The following is a 17,808-nucleotide window of genomic DNA, read 5'->3' on the forward strand; positions in this document are numbered from 1 at the left end:
TAGGAGCGCCCGGTCCGGCCCGATCCGCAGCGTGCGCCAGGACGGCGGCGCCGGACCCTTCCCGTCCCCGGCCGTTCCGGTAGCGGCCTCCGGAGTAGTTCAACGATGAAATTCCGCTTCACCCCGCGCGCGGCCGCCCTCGCGCTGTCCTCGGCCTTCCTGGTCACCACCGCCGCCGGCCTGGCCGCCGCGCAGGCGCCTGCGGGGGCGACCGCCGCGCCGGCCGCCGCGCAACCGCCGGCCAGCGACGCGTTGCCGGTGCCGCCGCCGCCGGCGATCCAGGGCACCGCCTGGGTGCTGATGGACGCGGCCAGCGGCAACGTCCTGGCCAGCCACAACCCCGACCTGCGGGTCGAGCCGGCCAGCATCACCAAGGTCATGACCAGCTACGTGATCGCCGCCGAAATGGCCGGCGGCAAGGTCAAGGACACCGACCAGGTGATGATGACCGAGAACGCCTGGCGCAAGGGCGGCGCGGGCACCGACGGCAGCTACTCGGGCTTCGAGGTCAACAAGAGCGCGCCGCTGGTCGAGATGGAAAAGGGCATGGTGGTGCAATCCGGCAACGACGCCGCGATCGCCCTGGCCGAACACGTCGCCGGCAGCGAGGACGCGTTCGCCGCGTTGATGAACCAGTACGCCGCGCGCATCGGTCTGAAGAACTCGCACTTCGTCAATCCGCACGGCCTGTCCGACCCGAACCATTACTCGACCGCGCGCGACCTGGCCCTGCTCGGCCGCGCGATGGTGCGCGACTTCCCGGTCGCCTACTCGTACAACAAGATCAAGGAACTGACGGTCGGGCCGATCACCCAGCCCAACCGCAACCTGCTGCTGTGGCGCGATTCTTCGGTCGACGGCATCAAGACCGGCCACCACTCCAAGGCCGGCTACTGCCTGATGGCCTCGGCCAAGCGCGGCGACCAGCGCCTGATCTCGGTGGTGATGGGTTCGACCTCCGAGGCGCAGCGCGCCACCGACAGCCAGGCGCTGCTGAACTGGGGCTTCCGTTTCTACGAAACCCACAAGCTCTACGACGCCGGCAAGTCCATCGCCAAGCAGAAGGTGTGGAAGGGCGCGTCCGACGAGATCCAGCTCGGCGTCGCCGAGCCGCTGCTGGTGACCGTGCCGCGCGGCAAGTACCCGCTGCTGAAGCCGAGCATGGACGTGCCCAAGACCCTGGTCGCGCCGATCAAGAAGGGGCAGGCCATCGGTTCGGTCAAGGTCATGCTCGGCGGCAAGGTGGTCGCGCAGCGCCCGCTGGTGGCATTGGCCGCGGTCGAAGAGGGCGGTTTCTTCAAGCGCCTGTGGGACGAGTTCTGGATGTGGTGGGAGTCGTGAGGCTGGTGCGCTGAGGTAGCGCAAGCGCGATCCCCGCCCGGCCCCCTTTTCCGACGGGGGGCGAACGACGACGAGCCGGCATTGCCGGCTCGTCGTCGTTTGGGGCGGCGCGCATATCGCCGCGCGGCGTGCGTTAGTCGATGCCGTTCATGCTCATCGCCACGTCGGTGGCGCGGGCGTACTCGACGTAGTCGACGTAGAGCAGGTTGATCACCCGGTCGTGCTCGTTCTCGCGCGGGGTGGCGGCCATCCACGCGCCGAGCTGGCGGTTGGCCTCCTTGGACACCGGCCAGACGCCGGTGAACGGGGTCAGGGTCCAGGACAACAGGAACTGGTCGCAGGGCAGCGCTTCGTCGCCGACGCACATGCCGTTGTAGTCGGCGAACTTCTGCAACTGGTCGGCGCTCATGCGTTCGAAACTGGTGGTGTTGGAGTAGCGGTCGAACACGCGCAGATCGCCTTGCTCGACCGTCGCCGACTCGGAATCGCGATAGACCCAGATTCCGGCCGCCGGTATCCGCACCGGATAGTCCTCGTCGCAGACCGCCAGCACCACGCCGCTGTGTTGGACGAAGTCGCGCAGCGGGATCTCGGCCAGGCGCCGGCCGCGCGGCAGGCCGCGGTACAGCCAAGCGCCGAGCCTGCTTTGCAGCAGTTCGACCAGGTACTCGTACACCGGATTGTCGAAGCCGGCGTAGTGGGAGAACTTGAGGGTCACCAACTCGCGATGGCCTTCGGCCATGAATCGCGCGATGTCGTCGACGATCTGGGTCAGCGAGGGGCCGGTGATCGGGCCGTGGGCGACGTACAGCCGGCCGTCGCTCCACTTCGGCCGCAGGTCGAAATAGCGGATGCCGTTGCTGAGCTGCTGATAGAGGTTCAGGTCCTGAGTCTTGCCCAGGGTCATCAGCGTGCCGTGCTGGTACATGCCGGCATCGTGCGAGGCGCCGGTGGTCAACTGCGGCAACGTGCGCGCGCCGATCCGGTCCAGGTGGTCCTGCATCCAGCGCGAGCGATCGACGATGCGCGAGCTGGACGCCCACAGGGTGTAGAAGTTCTCCGATTGATGCACCTGCACCGCCTTGTTGCCGCGGCACGCCACCGCCGGCCGCTGGCCGTCGTCGAATGGCTGCGGTTCGTCGGCGAACACGACCTTGCCCTCGACGATGCTGCCGAACATCTGCATCAGCGCCGTTCCGTCGCCGGCTTCGTGCACCGCGATCACGTCGCCGTCGTGATTGAGCGCTACGCACGGACGCGCGCCGGCGGCGTAGCGTTGCGGCGCGTCCCAGACGATTTGCGGGTCCTGGCCGTGCTCGGCGTCGAGCGCCTCGATCCGGCCGACCCGCAGATACAGATCGCCGTCGTCGGATTCGTGCGCGATCACAATCTGTCCGGCCTGGTTGATCGCGACGCTGGGGCGGTTGCCGTCGCCCAGGTACAGATTGCCGTTCCAGTCGATCTCGTCGCGGTCCAGCACGAAGCGGCCGATGTTGCACCAGATCGTCCGATTCCAGGACGACTCGTGCACTTCGATCACCCATTCGCGGTTCATCGCCACGCTGGGCTTGGTGCCGCTGGCGTAGCGGCGGGCCTGGCCGAAGGCCACGCCGTCCCGGTTCCACACGCCGATGCGGCTGTACAGGCCGTCGCGGTCTTCGCCGCGATGGACTTCGACCAGGTAGTCGCCCTGCATGGCGATCGCCGGGCGCTGGCCGCGGCCGTAGTCGGCGCCGTCGCCCCAGACGATGGCCATCTGGTCGAGCCGGCCGGTGCGGTAGCTGAGGGTGATGCCCTGGTCCTGGCACACGGCGAGTACACGGCCGTCGTCGCCCAGCGCGACGTGCGGATGGGTGCCGGCATCGGCGTATTTCAGGCCGAGGCCGAAGAACACGTTCTTCATGATGGGATTCCCGCGTGATGGCGACGCGCGTCCCTCCGTCGCCGGGCGCGCATGGCGCCGCGAACGCGCGGCGTATCAGCAGGAGCGCGCGAGCGTCGCGCCTGTGAAGCGCGACGTGCCCGGCATGGCGCGGTCAGCGCTTGGACGCGGGCAGGGCGGCGATGATGCGAGCGCGGAAACGGACCGCCAGGTCGTGGAAACCGGCCTCGGTGGGATGCATCTCGTCGAACCAGTCGCTGTCGTCGGCCAGCACGCCGCGCAGGTCGACATAGTCGAAGGTGGCGGCGAAGCGCGGATCGGCCTTGAGCGCGCGCAGGACGTGGCGTTCGAAGCCGTCGATCAGCAGGCGTGCGAAGCGGCGGCGCTCGGCCGCGGTGTCGGCGGGATTGCCGCGCGAGATCGCGCCCAGGTGCGGGCCGATCCACGGCCCGACGCTTTTCTTCAGGGCTGCGGCGACGCCGATGTTGCCCAGGGTCAGCGGGCCGGAGCGGCCGATCAGGCGAGGGTAGTCGTAAGTATGCGCCAGCACCGGCACCCGCGGCCGCGCCGCGATCGCGGCCTGCAGGAACAGCGCATAGGCCTCGCGCACGCGCGCGTACTGGCCGCTGTCGAGCACGCGCTGGAAGGCCGCGTCGGCATCCAGACTGCTGTGGCCGGCGAAGGTGCGGGCCAGGAAAGGACCGACGAAATCGTTGCCGCCCGCACTGAGCAGGATCAGGTCGAACTCGAAGCGGGAATACCAGGCCATCAGATCGTCGATGTGCTCGCGCACGAACATCGAGCGCTTGGGCGCCTCGGGATTGCGCGCGGCGTGGTCGCCGCTGCGTTCGACCCGGAAAAACAGCCCGCCCTGGCCGAACAGCGGTACCCCGCGTTCCTCCTCGTCCGGCGCCGGCGAGACAATCCAGTCGAGCAGGTTCATCGCCAAGGGAGTGGAAAACCAGGAGTCGCCCTCGCAGAACACCACCGGCGTGCGCTGCAGCAGGCCGGTGCGCTTGAGCGAGGTGTACAGGCTGCGGAACTGGCCGCGCAGCGACAGGGCGGTGGATTGGCTGACAGGCATGGCGCTGATGTCCCACGGCGCGGGGGCGCCGCTCTGCGGTCCGAGGTCCACAGTGATAACAGATGGGAATTGCAGGCGTTGAGAAACGCGCGGCGGATAATGAGAAGCGGGTCGCGAACGCGGCCGATTCAGCGAGCGACGCTCCCGCCGCCACCTTCGCGAAAGCGGGGCGCCGGAGACTTCAGAGCCGTGCGTCGGCGAAGCCCTGGGGGTTCGGCTGCGCGAAGCGGCGTGCAGCCTGCGTTCGCGGAACCGACGTCAGGGGGGCGAATCGTCCGCTCGTCACCCTCGCCAGCGCCGCTTCTCGATCCGGCGCACGTTCGGCTCGTCGGCGAGCCGGTCCAGGTAATCGGTCAGCCGCAGCAACTCGTCGTCGTCCTCGTCCTCGCCGAGGTACTCGCGCACGCACACCAGGTTGCCGTAGTTGTCGGCGTGCTTGAACGGACTGTCGTCGACCGCCAGCACCCGCTCCAGCCGGTAGCCATGGCGCTTGAGCTTGCGCAGTTGCTTGCGGCCCTCGTACTCGCCGGTGTTCCAGTCGCGGCGCAGGGTCAGGCGCGGCGACGCCCACAGGAAGCGCAGCGCACCGTGCGGAAACAGCATCGCTGCCACCGCCGCCGCATAGACCTCGCCCGACGAGGTCCATACGCCGACGTGGTAGCGCGCCAGGACGTGGTCGAGGAAGCGCTGCAGATGCGGCCGGCGATAGACGTGGTAGTGCAGGGCGAAGAAGTCCGCGGGCCGGTCGAGTTCGACTTCGCTGGCATGGATCAGCGTCTCGTCGAGATCGAGCACCAGCAGCAAGCGGTCGTGGACGGCGGCAGTCATGGCCGGAGTCTGGCACGACCCGGTCCTGTGCCGATCCTGGCGCTCCGTCCCGGCGATCCACGCCCCGCCCCCCGCCGTTCCAGCGCCGGCACGCCGCCGTCCCACCGCTGCGCTTGGGTTGCCCCGGCGGCGGACCCATAATGGCCGCCATGGACCTTCATTCCGACAATCCCGACCACGGCTTCCAGTTTCCCGGTGTGTTCGAGCTCAGCGCGATGGGCTCGGCGGAGGCCGGGCTGGAGCGCGAGCTGCCGCAGCGGCTGCTGCAGGCCGGGCTCGACGTGCTGACCGAAACCATCCAGTGGAAGCATTCCTCGACCGGCAAATACGTGTCGGTACGGATCAGCTTCCGCGCCCAGGACCGCGCCCAGTACGATCTGGCCCACCAGGTGCTGCGTGACCATCCGGAAGTGAAGTGGACGCTCTGATCGACACCGTCGCCGAAGTGTTGGGCGCCGGCGCCGCGGCGCCGCCGCCGGCGCAGTTGCGCGACCTCGGCCGCCAGCCCTACGAGCCGGTGTGGCGGGCGATGCAGGCTTTCACCGACGCCCGCGACGGCGGCACCGCCGACGAGCTGTGGCTGGTCGAGCACGATCCGGTGTTCACCCTCGGCCAGGCCGGCAAGGACGAGCATGTGCTGATGCCGGGCGACATCCCGGTGATCCACGTCGACCGCGGCGGCCAGGTGACCTACCACGGCCCCGGCCAGATCGTGCTGTATCCGCTGCTGGACCTGCGTCGGCTCAGGGTCGGGGTGCGCGAGTACGTCGACCGGATCGAGCAGGCGGTGATCGACACCCTGGCCGAATGGAACATCGAAGGCGCGCGCCGCGACGGCGCCCCGGGCGTGTACGTGGCCGGGGCCAAGGTCATGGCCCTGGGCATCCGGGTCCGCCGCGGCTGCACCTTCCACGGCCTGGCGTTCAACATCGCCATGGACCTGGAGCCCTACCGCCGGATCAACCCCTGCGGCTACCAGGGGCTGCAGGTGACCTCGGTGGTAGACTTGGGCGGCCCCTCGGGCATGGACCAGGTCAAGCCGATGCTGGTGGCGCAGATCGCGCGCCAGTTCGGGCTGACCGTCGAGGACGCGGCGCCGCCGAGCTTCGCCTAGGCCGCCGGTTTTTCCCTGCTCCGCTTTGCGGGAGAAGGTGCCCGCAGAGCGGATGAGGGCAAGCGTATCCGCCCGCTGCCGCGATGACACCGGCCGCCGATGCCCTCACCCCAGCCCTCTCCCGCCCGCGGGAGAGGGGGTTCAACGAATCAGAGTCGAATGCCCAGATGAGCGACACCGCGACCAAGACCATCCCGCTCACCGTCGTCGGCGCGGCCGACCCGGTCGCGGCCCCGGCGGTGTTGCAGTCCACCACCCTGGCTCCCGGCGCCAAGCAGCTCGGCGGCGACAAGATCAACCGTTCGCCGGTGCAGTTCGCCGAGGCGCCGGTGCTGCGCAAGCCGTCGTGGATCCGGGTGCGGATTCCGTCCGGCAACTCGGTCCAGCAGCTCAAGGCCAAGCTGCGCGAGAACCGGCTGGTCACGGTGTGCGAGGAAGCCAGCTGCCCGAACATCCACGAGTGCTTCAGCCACGGCACCGCGACCTTCATGATCCTCGGCGAGGTCTGCACCCGCCGCTGCTCGTTCTGCGACGTCGCCCACGGCCGGCCCAAGCCGCCGGACCCGAGCGAACCGGCCAACCTGGCGCGGACCGTCGCCGACATGGGCCTGAAGTACGTGGTCATCACCAGCGTCGACCGCGACGACCTGCGCGACGGCGGCGCCCAGCACTTCGTCGACTGCATCGCCGCGGTGCGCAACGAAAGCCCGCGCACCAAGATCGAGATCCTCACTCCCGATTTCCGCGGCAAGGGCCGCATGGAACGGGCGCTGGAGATCCTGGCCCACAACCCGCCGGACGTGTTCAACCACAACGTCGAGACGGTGCCGGACCTGTACGCCAACGTCCGACCGGGCGCCGATTACCAGTGGTCGCTGACCCTGCTGCAGAAGTTCAAGGCCCAGCACCCGCAGGTCGCGACCAAGTCCGGGATCATGCTCGGCCTGGGCGAGACCATGGAGCAGGTGCAGGCGACCCTGCGCGACCTGCGCGCCCACGACGTCGACATGATCACCATCGGCCAGTACCTGCAGCCGACCGCGCACCACCACCCGGTGCTGCGCTACTGGACCCCGGACGAGTTCAAGCAGCTCGAGGTCTACGGCCTGTCGCTGGGCTTCACCCACGTCGCCTCCGGCCCGCTGGTTCGCTCGTCCTACCACGCCGATCGCCAGGCGATCGAAGCCGGCTTCGCCGACACCGCCAATCACTGAGCCGGCGGGTCCGCCAGGCGCAGTTCGATCGTGCCGCCGCCTGGGCGGCGGCGCAGCTGCAGGCGCGCGTCCGGGGGCAGGCAGCGCCCGGCCGGCGAGCCGGCGACGTAGGGCTCGGCGACGTAGTAGCCGGCATCCAGCGCGATCAGGCGTTCGCCGCCGTCGATCCGGAAGCGCAACTGCGGCGGCGTGTCCTCGCCGAAGCAGAGCTGCCGCCAGCGGAAGCCGGTCAGGACGGCGGCCGACACCAGCGCGCGCTCCCGCGTCCGCAGCAGGGCCTGGATTCGCGCCTGGACCTCGTCGCGGAGCGGATCGCCCGCGCAGGCGCCGAGCAGGACCGGCAGCGTCGCGAGCGCGACGGAGCGGACGGCGCGCCGGGGGCGCCAGGGTAGAGCGGTCATTTCCGGGTCCTTGGAATGCGGCCGGGCCGCGACCGCGCGATTGGCGCACGCCCGGCGCCGCCGCCGCAAGCCCGGCCGGAGCGGCCGGCCGCTGCCGTTGGCCTTAATACGGCACCGGGGCAGGGGCGGGACAGGCCCGCAAATGGCCGTCTAACCGTTCGCTAACGCTTCGGCCGGCCAAACTGAACCGCTTTCACGGCTGCAACACGCAATCGCGCCGGACGGGCGTGACAGCGCCGGCAACTTTCGGCACTGTGGGCTTGTCCAAGGCCGGACCATGCTTTCGACGCCGGCCCACGCCGAGAAGATTCCGCGATGACCCCCAAGAACACGCGTGCCCTTACCCTGTTCGCAGGGCTGCTGCTGACCGCCCCGCTGGCCCTGCTGGCGCGTCCGGAAGCGGTGGCGCCGACCGCCGGTTCGGCGGCGTTGCCGACCGCTCCGACCGCGGACCAGACCACCGCCGCCAAGCTGGTCTACGGCCTGTTGTCCGACAGCCGCTACGCCTACCGGCCGCGCGCGCTCGACGACGCGCTCTCGGCCGACATGTACAAGCGCTACCTGGAAGCGCTCGACGCCGGCAAGCAATTCTTCACCGCCGCCGACATCGCCCGTTTCGACGCCTACAAGACCAAGCTCGACGACGCGATCAAGAGCGGCGACCTGAGCCCGGCGTATGCGATGTTCTCCACCTACAAGCAGCGCGTCGATCAGCGCGTCGCCTACGCGCGCGGCCTGCTCAAGCAGCCGGGCAATTTCGAATTCGACGGCAGCGACCGCTACGAGTACGACCGCAAGGACGCGCCGTGGGTCGCCGACGCCGCCGCGCTCGACGCGCTGTGGAAGCAGTCGGTGCGCAACGACTGGTTGCGCCTGAAGCTGGCCGGCAAGAAGAGCGAAGACATCGCCAAGACCCTGGACAAGCGTTACGCCAACCTGAGCAAGGGCATCGCCGAGCTCAAGGGCGAAGACGTGTTCCAGACCTTCGTCAACAGCTACGCCAACGCGATCGATCCGCATACCGACTATCTGACTCCGAAGTCGGCCGACAACTTCAACATGACCATGTCGCTGTCGCTGGACGGCATCGGCGCGCAGCTGCAGAAGCAGGACGACGTGGTCGCGATCCGCGAGATCATCCCGGGCGGCCCGGCCTCGCGCAGCAACCTGCTCAAGGCCGGCGACCGCATCGTCGGCGTCGGCCAGGGCGAAAGCGGGGCGATGGAGGACGTGATCGGCTGGCGCATCGACGACGTGGTCGCCAAGATCCGCGGCGCCAAGGGCACCAAGGTGCGCCTGGACGTGGTTCCGGCCGAGGCCGGCCTGGACAGCAAGCCCAACCGGATCGTGCTGGTGCGCGACAAGGTGCGCCTGGAAGATCAGGCCGCCAAGTCGGAGATCATCGACATCCCGGCGGCCGGCGACGCGCCGGCCAAGCGCATCGGCGTGATCAAGCTGCCGGGCTTCTACCAGGACTTCGAAGGCCGGCGCAAGAACGCCAACGACTACGCCTCGGCGACTCGCGACGTGGCCAAGCTGCTGACCAAGCTGCGCGGCGACAAGGTCGACGGCGTGGTGCTGGACCTGCGCAACAACGGCGGCGGCTCGCTCAACGAAGCCATCGAGCTCACCGGTCTGTTCATCGACCGCGGCCCGGTGGTGCAGGTGCGCGAATCCGGCGGCCGGGTCAGCGTCGAAGGCGACAGCGACACCGGCATCGCCTGGGAAGGCCCGCTGGCGGTGCTGATCAACCGCGGTTCGGCCTCGGCCTCGGAGATCTTCGCCGGCGCGATCCAGGACTACGGCCGCGGCCTGGTCATCGGCGAGACCAGCTTCGGCAAGGGCACGGTGCAGAACCTGGTCGACCTCGACCGCTGGCCGGCCAACGAGAGCGCGCGCTTCGGCCAGGTCAAGCTGACCATCGCCCAGTTCTTCCGCGTCAGCGGCGGCTCGACTCAGAACAAGGGCGTGGTGCCGGACATCGCCTTCCCGGTGTCGGTCGACGCCACCGAGTACGGCGAAAGCACCTACGACAACGCGCTGCCGTGGACCAAGATCGCCGCGGTCGACCACACCAGCTACGGCAATTTCGCGCCGCTGCTGCCGAAGCTGGAGGGCCTGCACAGCGCCCGCATCGGCTCCGACAAGGAGTTCCAGTGGTGGTCGCAGGACGTGGCCGAATTCCGCGCCGAGCGGGCCAAGAAGTCGGTCTCGCTCAACGAGGCCGAGCGCCGCGCCGAGCGCGACCGCGACGACGCCAAGCGCAAGCTGCGCCAGGCCGAGCGCAAGCAACTGGGCCTGGCCCTGGACCCGCTGGCCGACGACGCCAACGACGACGGCCTGTCCGGCAACGAGCGCGACATCGTCAAGGACGCGGCACGCGAGAAGCTGGCCGAGAAGCGTCCCGACCCGCTGCTGCGCGAATCGGCCTCGATCCTGGCCGACGCGGTGCGCTTGCTCAACAACGACCGCCAGCTGTCGGCGCAAGTGCTGCCGACCGCGACCCGCCCGGGGCATTGGGCCGACTGAGGCCGTCGCATCGACCGAACACGTCCGCGCCGAGCGTGGGCATCGCACCAGCGAAACGCGCCCGCCGGGCGCGTTTCGTTTTGTCCGACGCATCCGCATCGCGGCGGTTGTTGCGGTGCCATCGGCCGTTCCGGTGGTCGCGGCTCACGCCGCTCCGACAGGGAGAGGCGCCGCCGGCTCTTGTAGGAGCGGCGTCAGCCGCGACAAACGCAGCGGTGTGCGCGAGCGTTTGCTGCGAAGCACCGTCCCGCGAGTGCTTGTTGCCCGGTCGTCATCGTTTCTGCCGGCGGCGTGGTATTTCGTCCTCTTCGGCTGTCGCGGCTTACGCCGCTCCTACAGGGGAGGGATGCCGCCGCCCTGGTAGGAGCGGCGTGAGCCGCGACGACCGCAGCGGTGTTCGTCAGCGCCGAGGCCCAGGCCCGCGAAATACGCTCGAACTGAACGCCCGCGACGGCGCGCAAGAAGCGGATAGCCGCGGCCGCCGGGCAGGCCTAGTCTGGACGCCATGAACGCCAAATCCGCACTGCGCCCGGCCCCGGCCGGCACGTCTTCCGCCGACAAGCTCGAACGCGCCCGCGCCCTGCTCGATGCGGGCGAGCCCAGCCTGCACGAGCTGGCCGCCGCGGTCGGCCTCAGCGCCTCGCACCTGCAGCGTCGCTTCAGCGCGCGCTACGGACTGAGCCCGGCCGAGTACCTGGCCCAGCGCAAGCTCGGCAGCCTGCGCTCGGCGCTGCGCGACGGTCAGGAGGTCAGCGCGGCGCTGTACGACGCCGGCTACGGCTCGCCGTCGCGGGTCTACGAGGCCGGCGCCGCCAAGCTCGGTATGACCCCGGCGCGTTACCGCGCCGGCGGCGCCGGCGAGCAGATCCGCTGGAGCCTGGCGCCGACCGCGATCGGCATCGCCCTGGTCGCGACCACAGTGCGCGGCATCTGCATGGTCGAGCTCGGCGACGATCCGGCGGCGCTGGAAACCAAACTGCGGCGCGAGTTCCCGCAGGCGCAGCTGGAGCGGGTCGATGCCGGTCGCGACGAATTCCTCGCCCCGCGCCTGCGCGCGGTCGCCGACACCCTCGGCGGCCGGCGCGAGGAGGTGCCGCTGGACCTGATCGGCACGGCTTTCCAGAAGAAAGTCTGGGACGCGCTGATGAAGATCCCGCCCGGCCAGACCCGCAGCTACGCCGCCATCGCCGAACAGATCGGCGCCCCGCGCGGCGCGCGCGCGGTGGCCCAGGCCTGCGCCAACAACCGCGTCGCGGTCGTCGTGCCCTGCCACCGCGTGGTCCGCGGCGACGGCTCGCTCGGCGGTTATCGCTGGGGCTTGCCCTTGAAGGAACGGCTGCTGGAGCGGGAGAGGGCTTAGAGCCGGGATGGGGGATTCGGGATCAGGGATTCGGCAAAAAGCCGCGGCTTTCGCTCTTGCTGTTACCAATCCCTAATCCCTAATCCCTAATCCCGAATCCCCGCCTCACCGGCTTACCGCCTCTTGCGCGCCGCCCGCGGCGCGTCCCGGGTCGGCAGCTCCAGGCCGTGCTTGACCACGTCGAACACCAGGTGGGTGTCGTAGCGCTTGACGTTGCCTTCGTCGAGGAACAGGCGGTCGACCACTTGGCGGCAGTGGGCGACGCCGGTGGTGGCCAGGATCACCAGGTAGTCCCATTCGCCGGCCAGGGTGTAGCACTGCTGCACCTCCGGGGCGGCGCGCACGCGGGCGTGGAAGGCGGCGTGGCGCTCGGCCGACTCGCGCTCCATCGTCACCCAGACCGCGGCCAGCGTGCTGCCCAGGGCCATCGGGTCGAGCACCGCGACCTGACGCATCAGGCCCTCCTGGCGGTAGCGGGTCATGCGGCGCTGCACCGCGCTCGGCGACAGGCCGACGGCGTCGCCGAGCTCGCTGAGCGTGGCCGAGGCATCGCGCTGCAGCAGTTCCAGCAGTTTGTGGTCGAACTCGTCGAGAGCCAGGGGTGCGGTCATGCAAGATTTTTGCGTTCCTGCGGGCAAATTTTCAACCGCAAATTGACTGACATCGATACGCTATTCGTGATCTCATCGCATGAAGAATTTTTATGTGATGGTTCGCTCCCACCCCCAAGACGGACGCCCCCGGGATGTCCCGGTACGTGACGCAAGCTGCCGTGCCCGAGCAGATCGGCGAGATCCTCGCCCTGATCCGCGAGCACGGGCCCAACCCCTGGAATTTCCTGCCCGAGTTGGAGCTGGCCGAGCACTTGGCGGCGATCCGGCGTGGGCGTACCCAGGCCGTGGTGGCTGTACAGGAGTGTGCGATCGTGGCCGTGGTCACATTCGAGCCGAGCGATGCGTTCCATCGTTATCAGCCGGCCGGGCGCGAAGTCGAATGGCAGGGGCATGTCCGCGAGGCCGTGGTCCACCGCGCGCATCGCGGCCGGGGCCTGGGCTCGCAGTTGCTGACCGCCGCGGTCGCGCGCCTGCAGCGGATGGGATTGAGCGAGATCTACGTCGAGCGCCACGAGGAGAACGAGGGTTCGGCGGGGATGATGCGCAAGGCCGGCTTCGTGGTCATCGACGTGTTCGACGACCCGCGGCGCCGCGACGTAGGCAGCCGCCGGACCGCGGTATCGCGCTACGAATCACGACCCTGATCGGCCGTCGCCGGACGCGCGCCAGCGCAGCCGACGGCGTGGAGTTACCGCTGCACTGCGTCGCGCGGCCGCTGCCGCTGCGACACGACTTCGCCCAATGCTTATCGGCCGATTCCGTCGGCCGGCTTCTCCCGCCGTTCCCCGACCTCGGAAATTCGCGTCATGAGCGCCGCCGCCCCCTCCGCCGAACGCCTCGCTCCCGGCCCCCTCGCCGTCGCCTTCGCCCTGGCCTCGGTCTACATCCTGTGGGGCTCGACCTATCTGGCGATCCGCTTCGCCCTGGCCAGCTATCCGCCGTTCCTGCTCGGCGCCGGACGCATGGCCCTGGCCGGCGCGATCATGTACGCGGTGCTGCGCTGGCGCGGCGTCGCGCCGCCGACGCGCAAGCAGTGGCGCACCCTGTGGGTGCTGTCGATCTGGATGGTGCTGCTGTCGAACGGTCTGGTGAACCTGGCCGAGACCGAGGTCGATTCCGGCCTGGCCGCGATCGCAGTGGCGTCGATGCCGCTGTTCGCCGGCGTGTTCGCGATGCTGCGCGGGCGCCATCCGTCGAAGATCGAATGGGTCGGCCTGACGATCGGCTTCTTCGGCGTGGTCTGGCTCAATGCCGGCGGCAAACTGTCGGCCTCGACCCTGGGCCTGGTCTGCCTGATCGTGGCGCCGATCGCCTGGGCCTGGGGCTCGATCTGGAGCCGCGACCAGGACCTGCCGTCGCCGTTCATGGCCGCCAGCGCGCAGATGCTGACCGGCAGCGTGTGGATGCTCGGCGCCGCGGCGCTGACCGGCGAGCGCATCGTCGCGGTGCCGACCGCGGGCGCCACCGCGGCGCTGCTGTACCTGGTCGTGGCCGGTTCGATCTTCGGCTTCACCGCCTACATCTGGCTGCTGCACCACGTGCGCCCGGCGCTGGCGACCAGCTACGCCTACGTCAACCCGCCGATCGCGGTGCTGTTCGGCGCGCTGCTGGCCGGCGAACGCTTCACTTCGCACGACCTGGGCGCGATGGCGGTGATCCTGGTCGGCGTGGTCATCATCACCCTGGCCCGCGCGCGCGCGGCCAAGCCGGCGGCGCCGCTGCCGGCGCCGCAAGAAAAGGAAGGCTCATGAATCTCGTCGCCGATCGCCGCGGGCTGTGGATCGCGATCGCTTCGTTCGCGCTGTGGGGCGTGATGCCCTTGTACTGGCACCTGCTCAAGTCGGTGCCGTCGTTGCAGATCGTCGCCCATCGCATCGTCTGGAGCACCCTGCTGGTCGCCGCCTGGCTGTGCTGGAAGGTCGGCCGGCACTGGCTGCGCGAAGTGCTGGCGCAGCCGCGCAAGGCGGCGATGCTGGCGCTGAGCGGCGTGCTGATCGCGTTCAACTGGGGCCTGTACATCTGGGCGGTCAACGCCGGCCACGTGCTCGAAGGCAGCCTGGGTTACTTCATCGGCCCGCTGGTCAGCGTGATGCTGGGCGTGCTGTTCCTCGGCGAACGCCTACGCGCGGTGCAGTGGGTCGCGATCGCGCTGGCCTTCGCCGGGGTGCTGTGGCTGACCCTGCGCTACGGCCAGCCGCCGCTGATCGCGCTCGGCCTGGCGGTGTCGTTCGCGATCTACGGCCTGGTGCGCAAGCTGGTCGCGGTCGAGGCGGTGACCGGCCTGGGAGTCGAGAACGTGTACCTGTTCCTGCCCGCGCTGGGCCTGATGCTGTGGGGCGAAAGCCACGGCCAGGGCGGCTTCTTCGGCGAATGGGGCTTGGGCACCGACCTGCTGCTGGTGATCGCCGGCGCGCTGACCGCGCTGCCGCTGATCGGTTTCGCCTATGCGGTGCGGCGGGTCTCGCTGACCGCGATCGGCCTGCTGCAGTACCTGGCGCCGTCGCTGCAGTTCCTGATCGGCGTGTGGGTATTGCGCGAGCCGTTCGACGACACCCGCGCGATTGGGTTTGCGATCATCTGGTTGGGCCTGATCGTGTTCGTCGGCGAAGGCATGCTGCGCTCGCGCCGGCTCGCGGCGGCGGCGCAGGCGGCCTGAGCCGCGCGGCTCGTTCGGCTCAGCCGAGCAGGCCTTCGAAGCCGGCGCGCGCCAGGACCTGGGCGGCCAGCAGCGCGGCAACGATCCCCCGCTGCAACCCGTCCTGCAGTAACAGCCGCTTCCGCTGGAAAAACGAGGCAGGGGATCGGGTTTGGCTTCCGCCCCGCGTTTCGTCGCCGCCGGTCGGCCGATGCCTGTGCGCAAACAACAAGGCCCTCTTCCGGCGAAGAGGGCCCCGATGCCGAACCGCTGCGGCGCGGTAGCTTACAGCGCGCGCAGGGCGGTGGTGACCGGCAGGGTCGCCGCGCGCAGGGCCGGGAACAGGCCGCCGACGAAGCCGATCGCCAGCGCCCACTTCAGCCCGCTCCACAGCAGCGCGCCGGTGACCCGGAAGTCGAAGGTCAGCTGGCCGACGCCGCCGGCGATGGTCGAGGCGGTGTAGCCGTTGAACACCAGCCAGGCCAGGGCGCCGCCGATCAGGCCGCCGAGCAGCGCCAGCAGCATGGTCTCCAGCATCACCGCCACCACCACCGGCACGCCGCGGAAGCCGATCGCGCGTAGGGTGGCGATCTCGCGGGCGCGGGTGGCGACCGTGGCGAACATGGTGTTGAGCGCGCCGAACACCGCGCCGATGGCCATGATCGAACCGACCACGATGCCGATGATGCGGATCACCTTGGTCATCGCCTCGCTCTGCTTGGCGAAGTACTCGGCGGTCGTGGTGGTGTCGACCTGCAGCCGCGGGTCGCCGGCCAGCGCGGCCTTGAACGCCTTGAACTGCTTGGCGTCGGACAGCTTGGCCACGACCGAGTTGCGCGAAGCGCCGCGGCCGTAGGTGGCCGCGACCATCTGCGCGTCGGCCCACACTTCCGAGTCCATCGCGTCGCCGGACTTGAACACGCCGACCACGGTCCAGCGTTCGTTGCCGAGGCGGATCTGCTTGCCGACCTCCAGGCCGGCGAACTGGCGCTGGGCGCCGCTGCCGACCACCACTTCGCGCTTGCCGGTTTCGAAGCGTCGGCCCTGCACGATCTTGACCTGCGGCCGCACCTGCCAGGCACGGTCGCCGACGCCGCGCAACTGCACGCTGCCGTCTTCGTCGGGGGCGCCGCCCTTGATCGGCAGGTTGGCCGCGACCACGGTTTCCGGCGAGGCCAGCGGCCGCCCGTCGGCGCCGCGGGCGATGCCCGGGGCCTGTTCGATCACGTTGATGCTGGCCAGGTCCAGGGTCGACATCACCTCGGCCGCGGACGCGCCGCGCAACACCATCACGCTGTCGTCGCTGCCGGTGCGGCGCAGGGTTTCCTGGTAGCCCTCGGCCATCGACAGCATCGCCACCAGCACCGCGACCACGCCGGCGATGCCGATCACCACCACCGACGACGAACCCAGGCGCTGGCTCAGCGTGCTGATGCCGACGCCGGCGACCGAGGCCGCCTGGCGGCCGCTGCGGGTCAGCAGCATCCACAGCGCGAAGGCGACGGCCAGGCCGAGCAGGGCCGGCCAGGGCAGCAGCGACCAGGCGACCAGGGCGATCGCCAGGATCAGGCCGGTCAGGGCGCCGCGGAGCAGGGATTTGAGCTTCTTCATGAGTGCGTTCTCCTCAGCGTCCGGCCAGCGCGTCGACGATGTTCAGGCGCATCGCGCGGATCGCCGGCAACAGCCCGACCAGCACGCCGATGCCGAGCATCAGACCCAGGCCCAGGGTCCAGCTGCCCAGGCCGATCGGCGGCACGTTGATCGCGCCGCCGCTGATCGTGGCGACGATCGGCCCGAGCGCGCCGGCGATGGCCACGCCGATCACGCCGCCGATCAGCATCAGCAGCACCGACTCGGCCAGCACCAGCAGCAGCACGCTGCGGTCGGGGAAGCCCATGGTCTTGAGCACCGCCAGCTCGGAGGTGCGTTCGCGCACCGCCTGGGCCATGGTGTTGCCGGTCAGCAGCACCAGGGTGAAGAACACCGCGCCCATGATCGAGCCGACGATCAGGCCGATGTCGGCCATCTGCTTCATCCACGAGGCGGTCGCGGCCTGCTCGGTCTGGGTCTTGGTCTCGTGGTCGGAGTTGGCCGACAGCGCGTCGATCGCCTTGGCCACGCGGTCGGCGCGGTTGACGTCGGCGACTTCGCTGACGTACCAGCCGACCGTGCCGCGGTTGTAGGGCGTGGACTCGTCGAAGTACTTCCAGTGCATCAGCAGCATCTGGTCGTACCAGCCGCCGGACTTCTTGTCGGTGACGGCGAGCGTGCCGACGATGTCGAAGCTCCAGTTCTTGCTGCCGTCGCGGTTGGGGAAGATGGTCGACTGCAGCGGAATCTTCTGCCCCACCTTCCAGCCGAAGCGCTTCATCAGCCCCTCGCCGACCAGGATGCCGGTGCGGGTCTGGGCGAAGGCCGCGCGCTGCGCCTTGGACACGCTCATCTCCGGGTACAGGTCCAGGTAGTTGTCGGCCACGGCGAAGCTGAAGATCTGGTTGTGCGGGTCTTGGTAGGCGCCGCCGAACCAGTTGGCGTAGGTGACCTGCTTGACGCCGTCGACCTGGCCGATGCGGCCGTGCAGGGCCTGCGGCAGGGTCTGGATGAAGGACAGCCGCGAGCCGGTCTGCAGGCGCTTGGCGCCGTTGGCGCTCTGGCCGGCCTGTTCGAAGCTTTCGCGCACGCCGTCGAGCAGGCCGAACAGCAGGAACGCGGCGATGATGGACATCAGGGTCAGCGCGGTGCGGGTCTTGCGCCGCATCAGCTCCGCCCAGATCAGATGGAAGTATTTCATCTCGGACGCTCCTGC

At 69.6% G+C, this 17,808-nt stretch carries 17 protein-coding genes; 9 read left to right on the forward strand and 8 right to left on the reverse strand.

Translation table 11 applies throughout. The annotated features are described in order from the left end of the window. Positions 1-105 precede the first annotated feature (105 nt). Positions 106-1,341: a D-alanyl-D-alanine carboxypeptidase family protein gene (locus tag V2J18_RS03255; protein WP_336130960.1), complete on the forward strand. Its 1,236-nt coding sequence runs from the start codon at positions 106-108 to the stop codon at positions 1,339-1,341. Between the two features lie 133 nt (positions 1,342-1,474). Here the strand turns inward: V2J18_RS03255 and V2J18_RS03260 are convergent, their stop codons facing one another. The 3 genes from V2J18_RS03260 to V2J18_RS03270 form a co-directional block, all read right to left on the reverse strand. Next, positions 1,475-3,244, reverse strand: coding sequence for a PI-PLC domain-containing protein (locus V2J18_RS03260; RefSeq protein WP_336130961.1), 1,770 nt, complete (start codon positions 3,242-3,244; stop codon positions 1,475-1,477). Positions 3,245-3,377: 133 nt separating this feature from the next. Further along, positions 3,378-4,307, reverse strand: coding sequence for a hypothetical protein (locus V2J18_RS03265; RefSeq protein WP_141233291.1), 930 nt, complete (start codon positions 4,305-4,307; stop codon positions 3,378-3,380). A 282-nt stretch (positions 4,308-4,589) separates the two neighbouring features. After that, the gene (locus tag V2J18_RS03270; protein ID WP_064745862.1) at positions 4,590-5,135 is read right to left on the reverse strand and encodes an HAD family hydrolase; all 546 of its coding nucleotides are present in this window, start codon (positions 5,133-5,135) and stop codon (positions 4,590-4,592) included. A gap of 149 nt (positions 5,136-5,284) precedes the next feature. Between V2J18_RS03270 and V2J18_RS03275 the strand changes: the two genes are divergently transcribed. The 3 genes from V2J18_RS03275 to lipA all read left to right on the forward strand — a co-directional run bounded on the left by V2J18_RS03275 (position 5,285) and on the right by lipA (position 7,463). Beyond that, positions 5,285-5,563: a DUF493 family protein gene (locus V2J18_RS03275; RefSeq protein WP_064745863.1), complete on the forward strand. Its 279-nt coding sequence runs from the start codon at positions 5,285-5,287 to the stop codon at positions 5,561-5,563. Beyond that, the gene (gene lipB, locus V2J18_RS03280; protein WP_336133046.1) at positions 5,563-6,249 is read left to right on the forward strand and encodes a lipoyl(octanoyl) transferase LipB; all 687 of its coding nucleotides are present in this window, start codon (positions 5,563-5,565) and stop codon (positions 6,247-6,249) included. The genes V2J18_RS03275 and lipB overlap by 1 nt, the downstream gene beginning before the upstream one ends. Positions 6,250-6,416: 167 nt before the next feature. Then, entirely contained in the window at positions 6,417-7,463 is a 1,047-nt protein-coding gene (gene lipA, locus V2J18_RS03285; RefSeq protein ID WP_336130962.1) for a lipoyl synthase, read from the forward strand. Here lipA and V2J18_RS03290 read toward each other — a convergent pair. Continuing rightward, on the reverse strand, positions 7,457-7,864 hold the full coding sequence (locus V2J18_RS03290) for a hypothetical protein (protein ID WP_336130963.1): 408 nt from the start codon (positions 7,862-7,864) through the stop codon (positions 7,457-7,459). The two genes, lipA and V2J18_RS03290, sit on opposite strands and share 7 nt — an antisense overlap. 315 nt (positions 7,865-8,179) lie before the next feature. Here V2J18_RS03290 and V2J18_RS03295 point away from each other — a divergent pair, with 315 nt between their 5' ends. Both V2J18_RS03295 and V2J18_RS03300 read left to right on the forward strand, forming a co-directional pair. Further along, positions 8,180-10,393: a carboxy terminal-processing peptidase gene (locus tag V2J18_RS03295; protein ID WP_064745866.1), complete on the forward strand. Its 2,214-nt coding sequence runs from the start codon at positions 8,180-8,182 to the stop codon at positions 10,391-10,393. A 505-nt stretch (positions 10,394-10,898) separates the two neighbouring features. Beyond that, a complete protein-coding gene (locus tag V2J18_RS03300) occupies positions 10,899-11,753 on the forward strand; it encodes a bifunctional transcriptional activator/DNA repair enzyme AdaA (RefSeq protein WP_064745867.1) in 855 nt (284 codons plus the stop codon). 113 nt (positions 11,754-11,866) lie between these two features. On the opposite strand, the gene V2J18_RS03305 is transcribed toward V2J18_RS03300, so the two are convergent. After that, on the reverse strand, positions 11,867-12,364 hold the full coding sequence (locus tag V2J18_RS03305) for an Lrp/AsnC family transcriptional regulator (protein ID WP_064745868.1): 498 nt from the start codon (positions 12,362-12,364) through the stop codon (positions 11,867-11,869). A gap of 146 nt (positions 12,365-12,510) precedes the next feature. On the opposite strand from V2J18_RS03305, the gene V2J18_RS03310 reads away from it, so the two are divergent. From V2J18_RS03310 to rarD, 3 genes are all read left to right on the forward strand, one after another. Further along, the gene (locus V2J18_RS03310; protein ID WP_336130964.1) at positions 12,511-13,011 is read left to right on the forward strand and encodes a GNAT family N-acetyltransferase; all 501 of its coding nucleotides are present in this window, start codon (positions 12,511-12,513) and stop codon (positions 13,009-13,011) included. Positions 13,012-13,173: 162 nt separating this feature from the next. After that, positions 13,174-14,118: a drug/metabolite exporter YedA gene (yedA, locus tag V2J18_RS03315; protein ID WP_064745871.1), complete on the forward strand. Its 945-nt coding sequence runs from the start codon at positions 13,174-13,176 to the stop codon at positions 14,116-14,118. After that, positions 14,115-15,023, forward strand: coding sequence for an EamA family transporter RarD (gene rarD, locus V2J18_RS03320; protein ID WP_336130965.1), 909 nt, complete (start codon positions 14,115-14,117; stop codon positions 15,021-15,023). The genes yedA and rarD overlap by 4 nt, the downstream gene beginning before the upstream one ends. Before the next feature lie 19 nt (positions 15,024-15,042). Here the strand turns inward: rarD and V2J18_RS03325 are convergent, their stop codons facing one another. Genes V2J18_RS03325 through V2J18_RS03335 form a run of 3 tightly spaced genes read right to left on the reverse strand, consistent with a single transcriptional unit; the run spans position 15,043 to position 17,793 of the window. Next, positions 15,043-15,234, reverse strand: coding sequence for a hypothetical protein (locus tag V2J18_RS03325; protein ID WP_064745875.1), 192 nt, complete (start codon positions 15,232-15,234; stop codon positions 15,043-15,045). Between the two features lie 53 nt (positions 15,235-15,287). Beyond that, positions 15,288-16,613 carry an ABC transporter permease gene (locus V2J18_RS03330; RefSeq protein WP_336130966.1) on the reverse strand — a complete coding sequence of 442 codons (1,326 nt, stop codon included), beginning with the start codon at positions 16,611-16,613 and terminating at the stop codon, positions 15,288-15,290. A 13-nt stretch (positions 16,614-16,626) separates the two neighbouring features. Next, a complete protein-coding gene (locus V2J18_RS03335) occupies positions 16,627-17,793 on the reverse strand; it encodes an ABC transporter permease (protein ID WP_064745879.1) in 1,167 nt (388 codons plus the stop codon). Positions 17,794-17,808 lie beyond the last annotated feature (15 nt).

The sequence above is a fragment of the Lysobacter firmicutimachus genome, assembly GCF_037027445.1.
GTDB lineage: Bacteria > Pseudomonadota > Gammaproteobacteria > Xanthomonadales > Xanthomonadaceae > Lysobacter > Lysobacter firmicutimachus.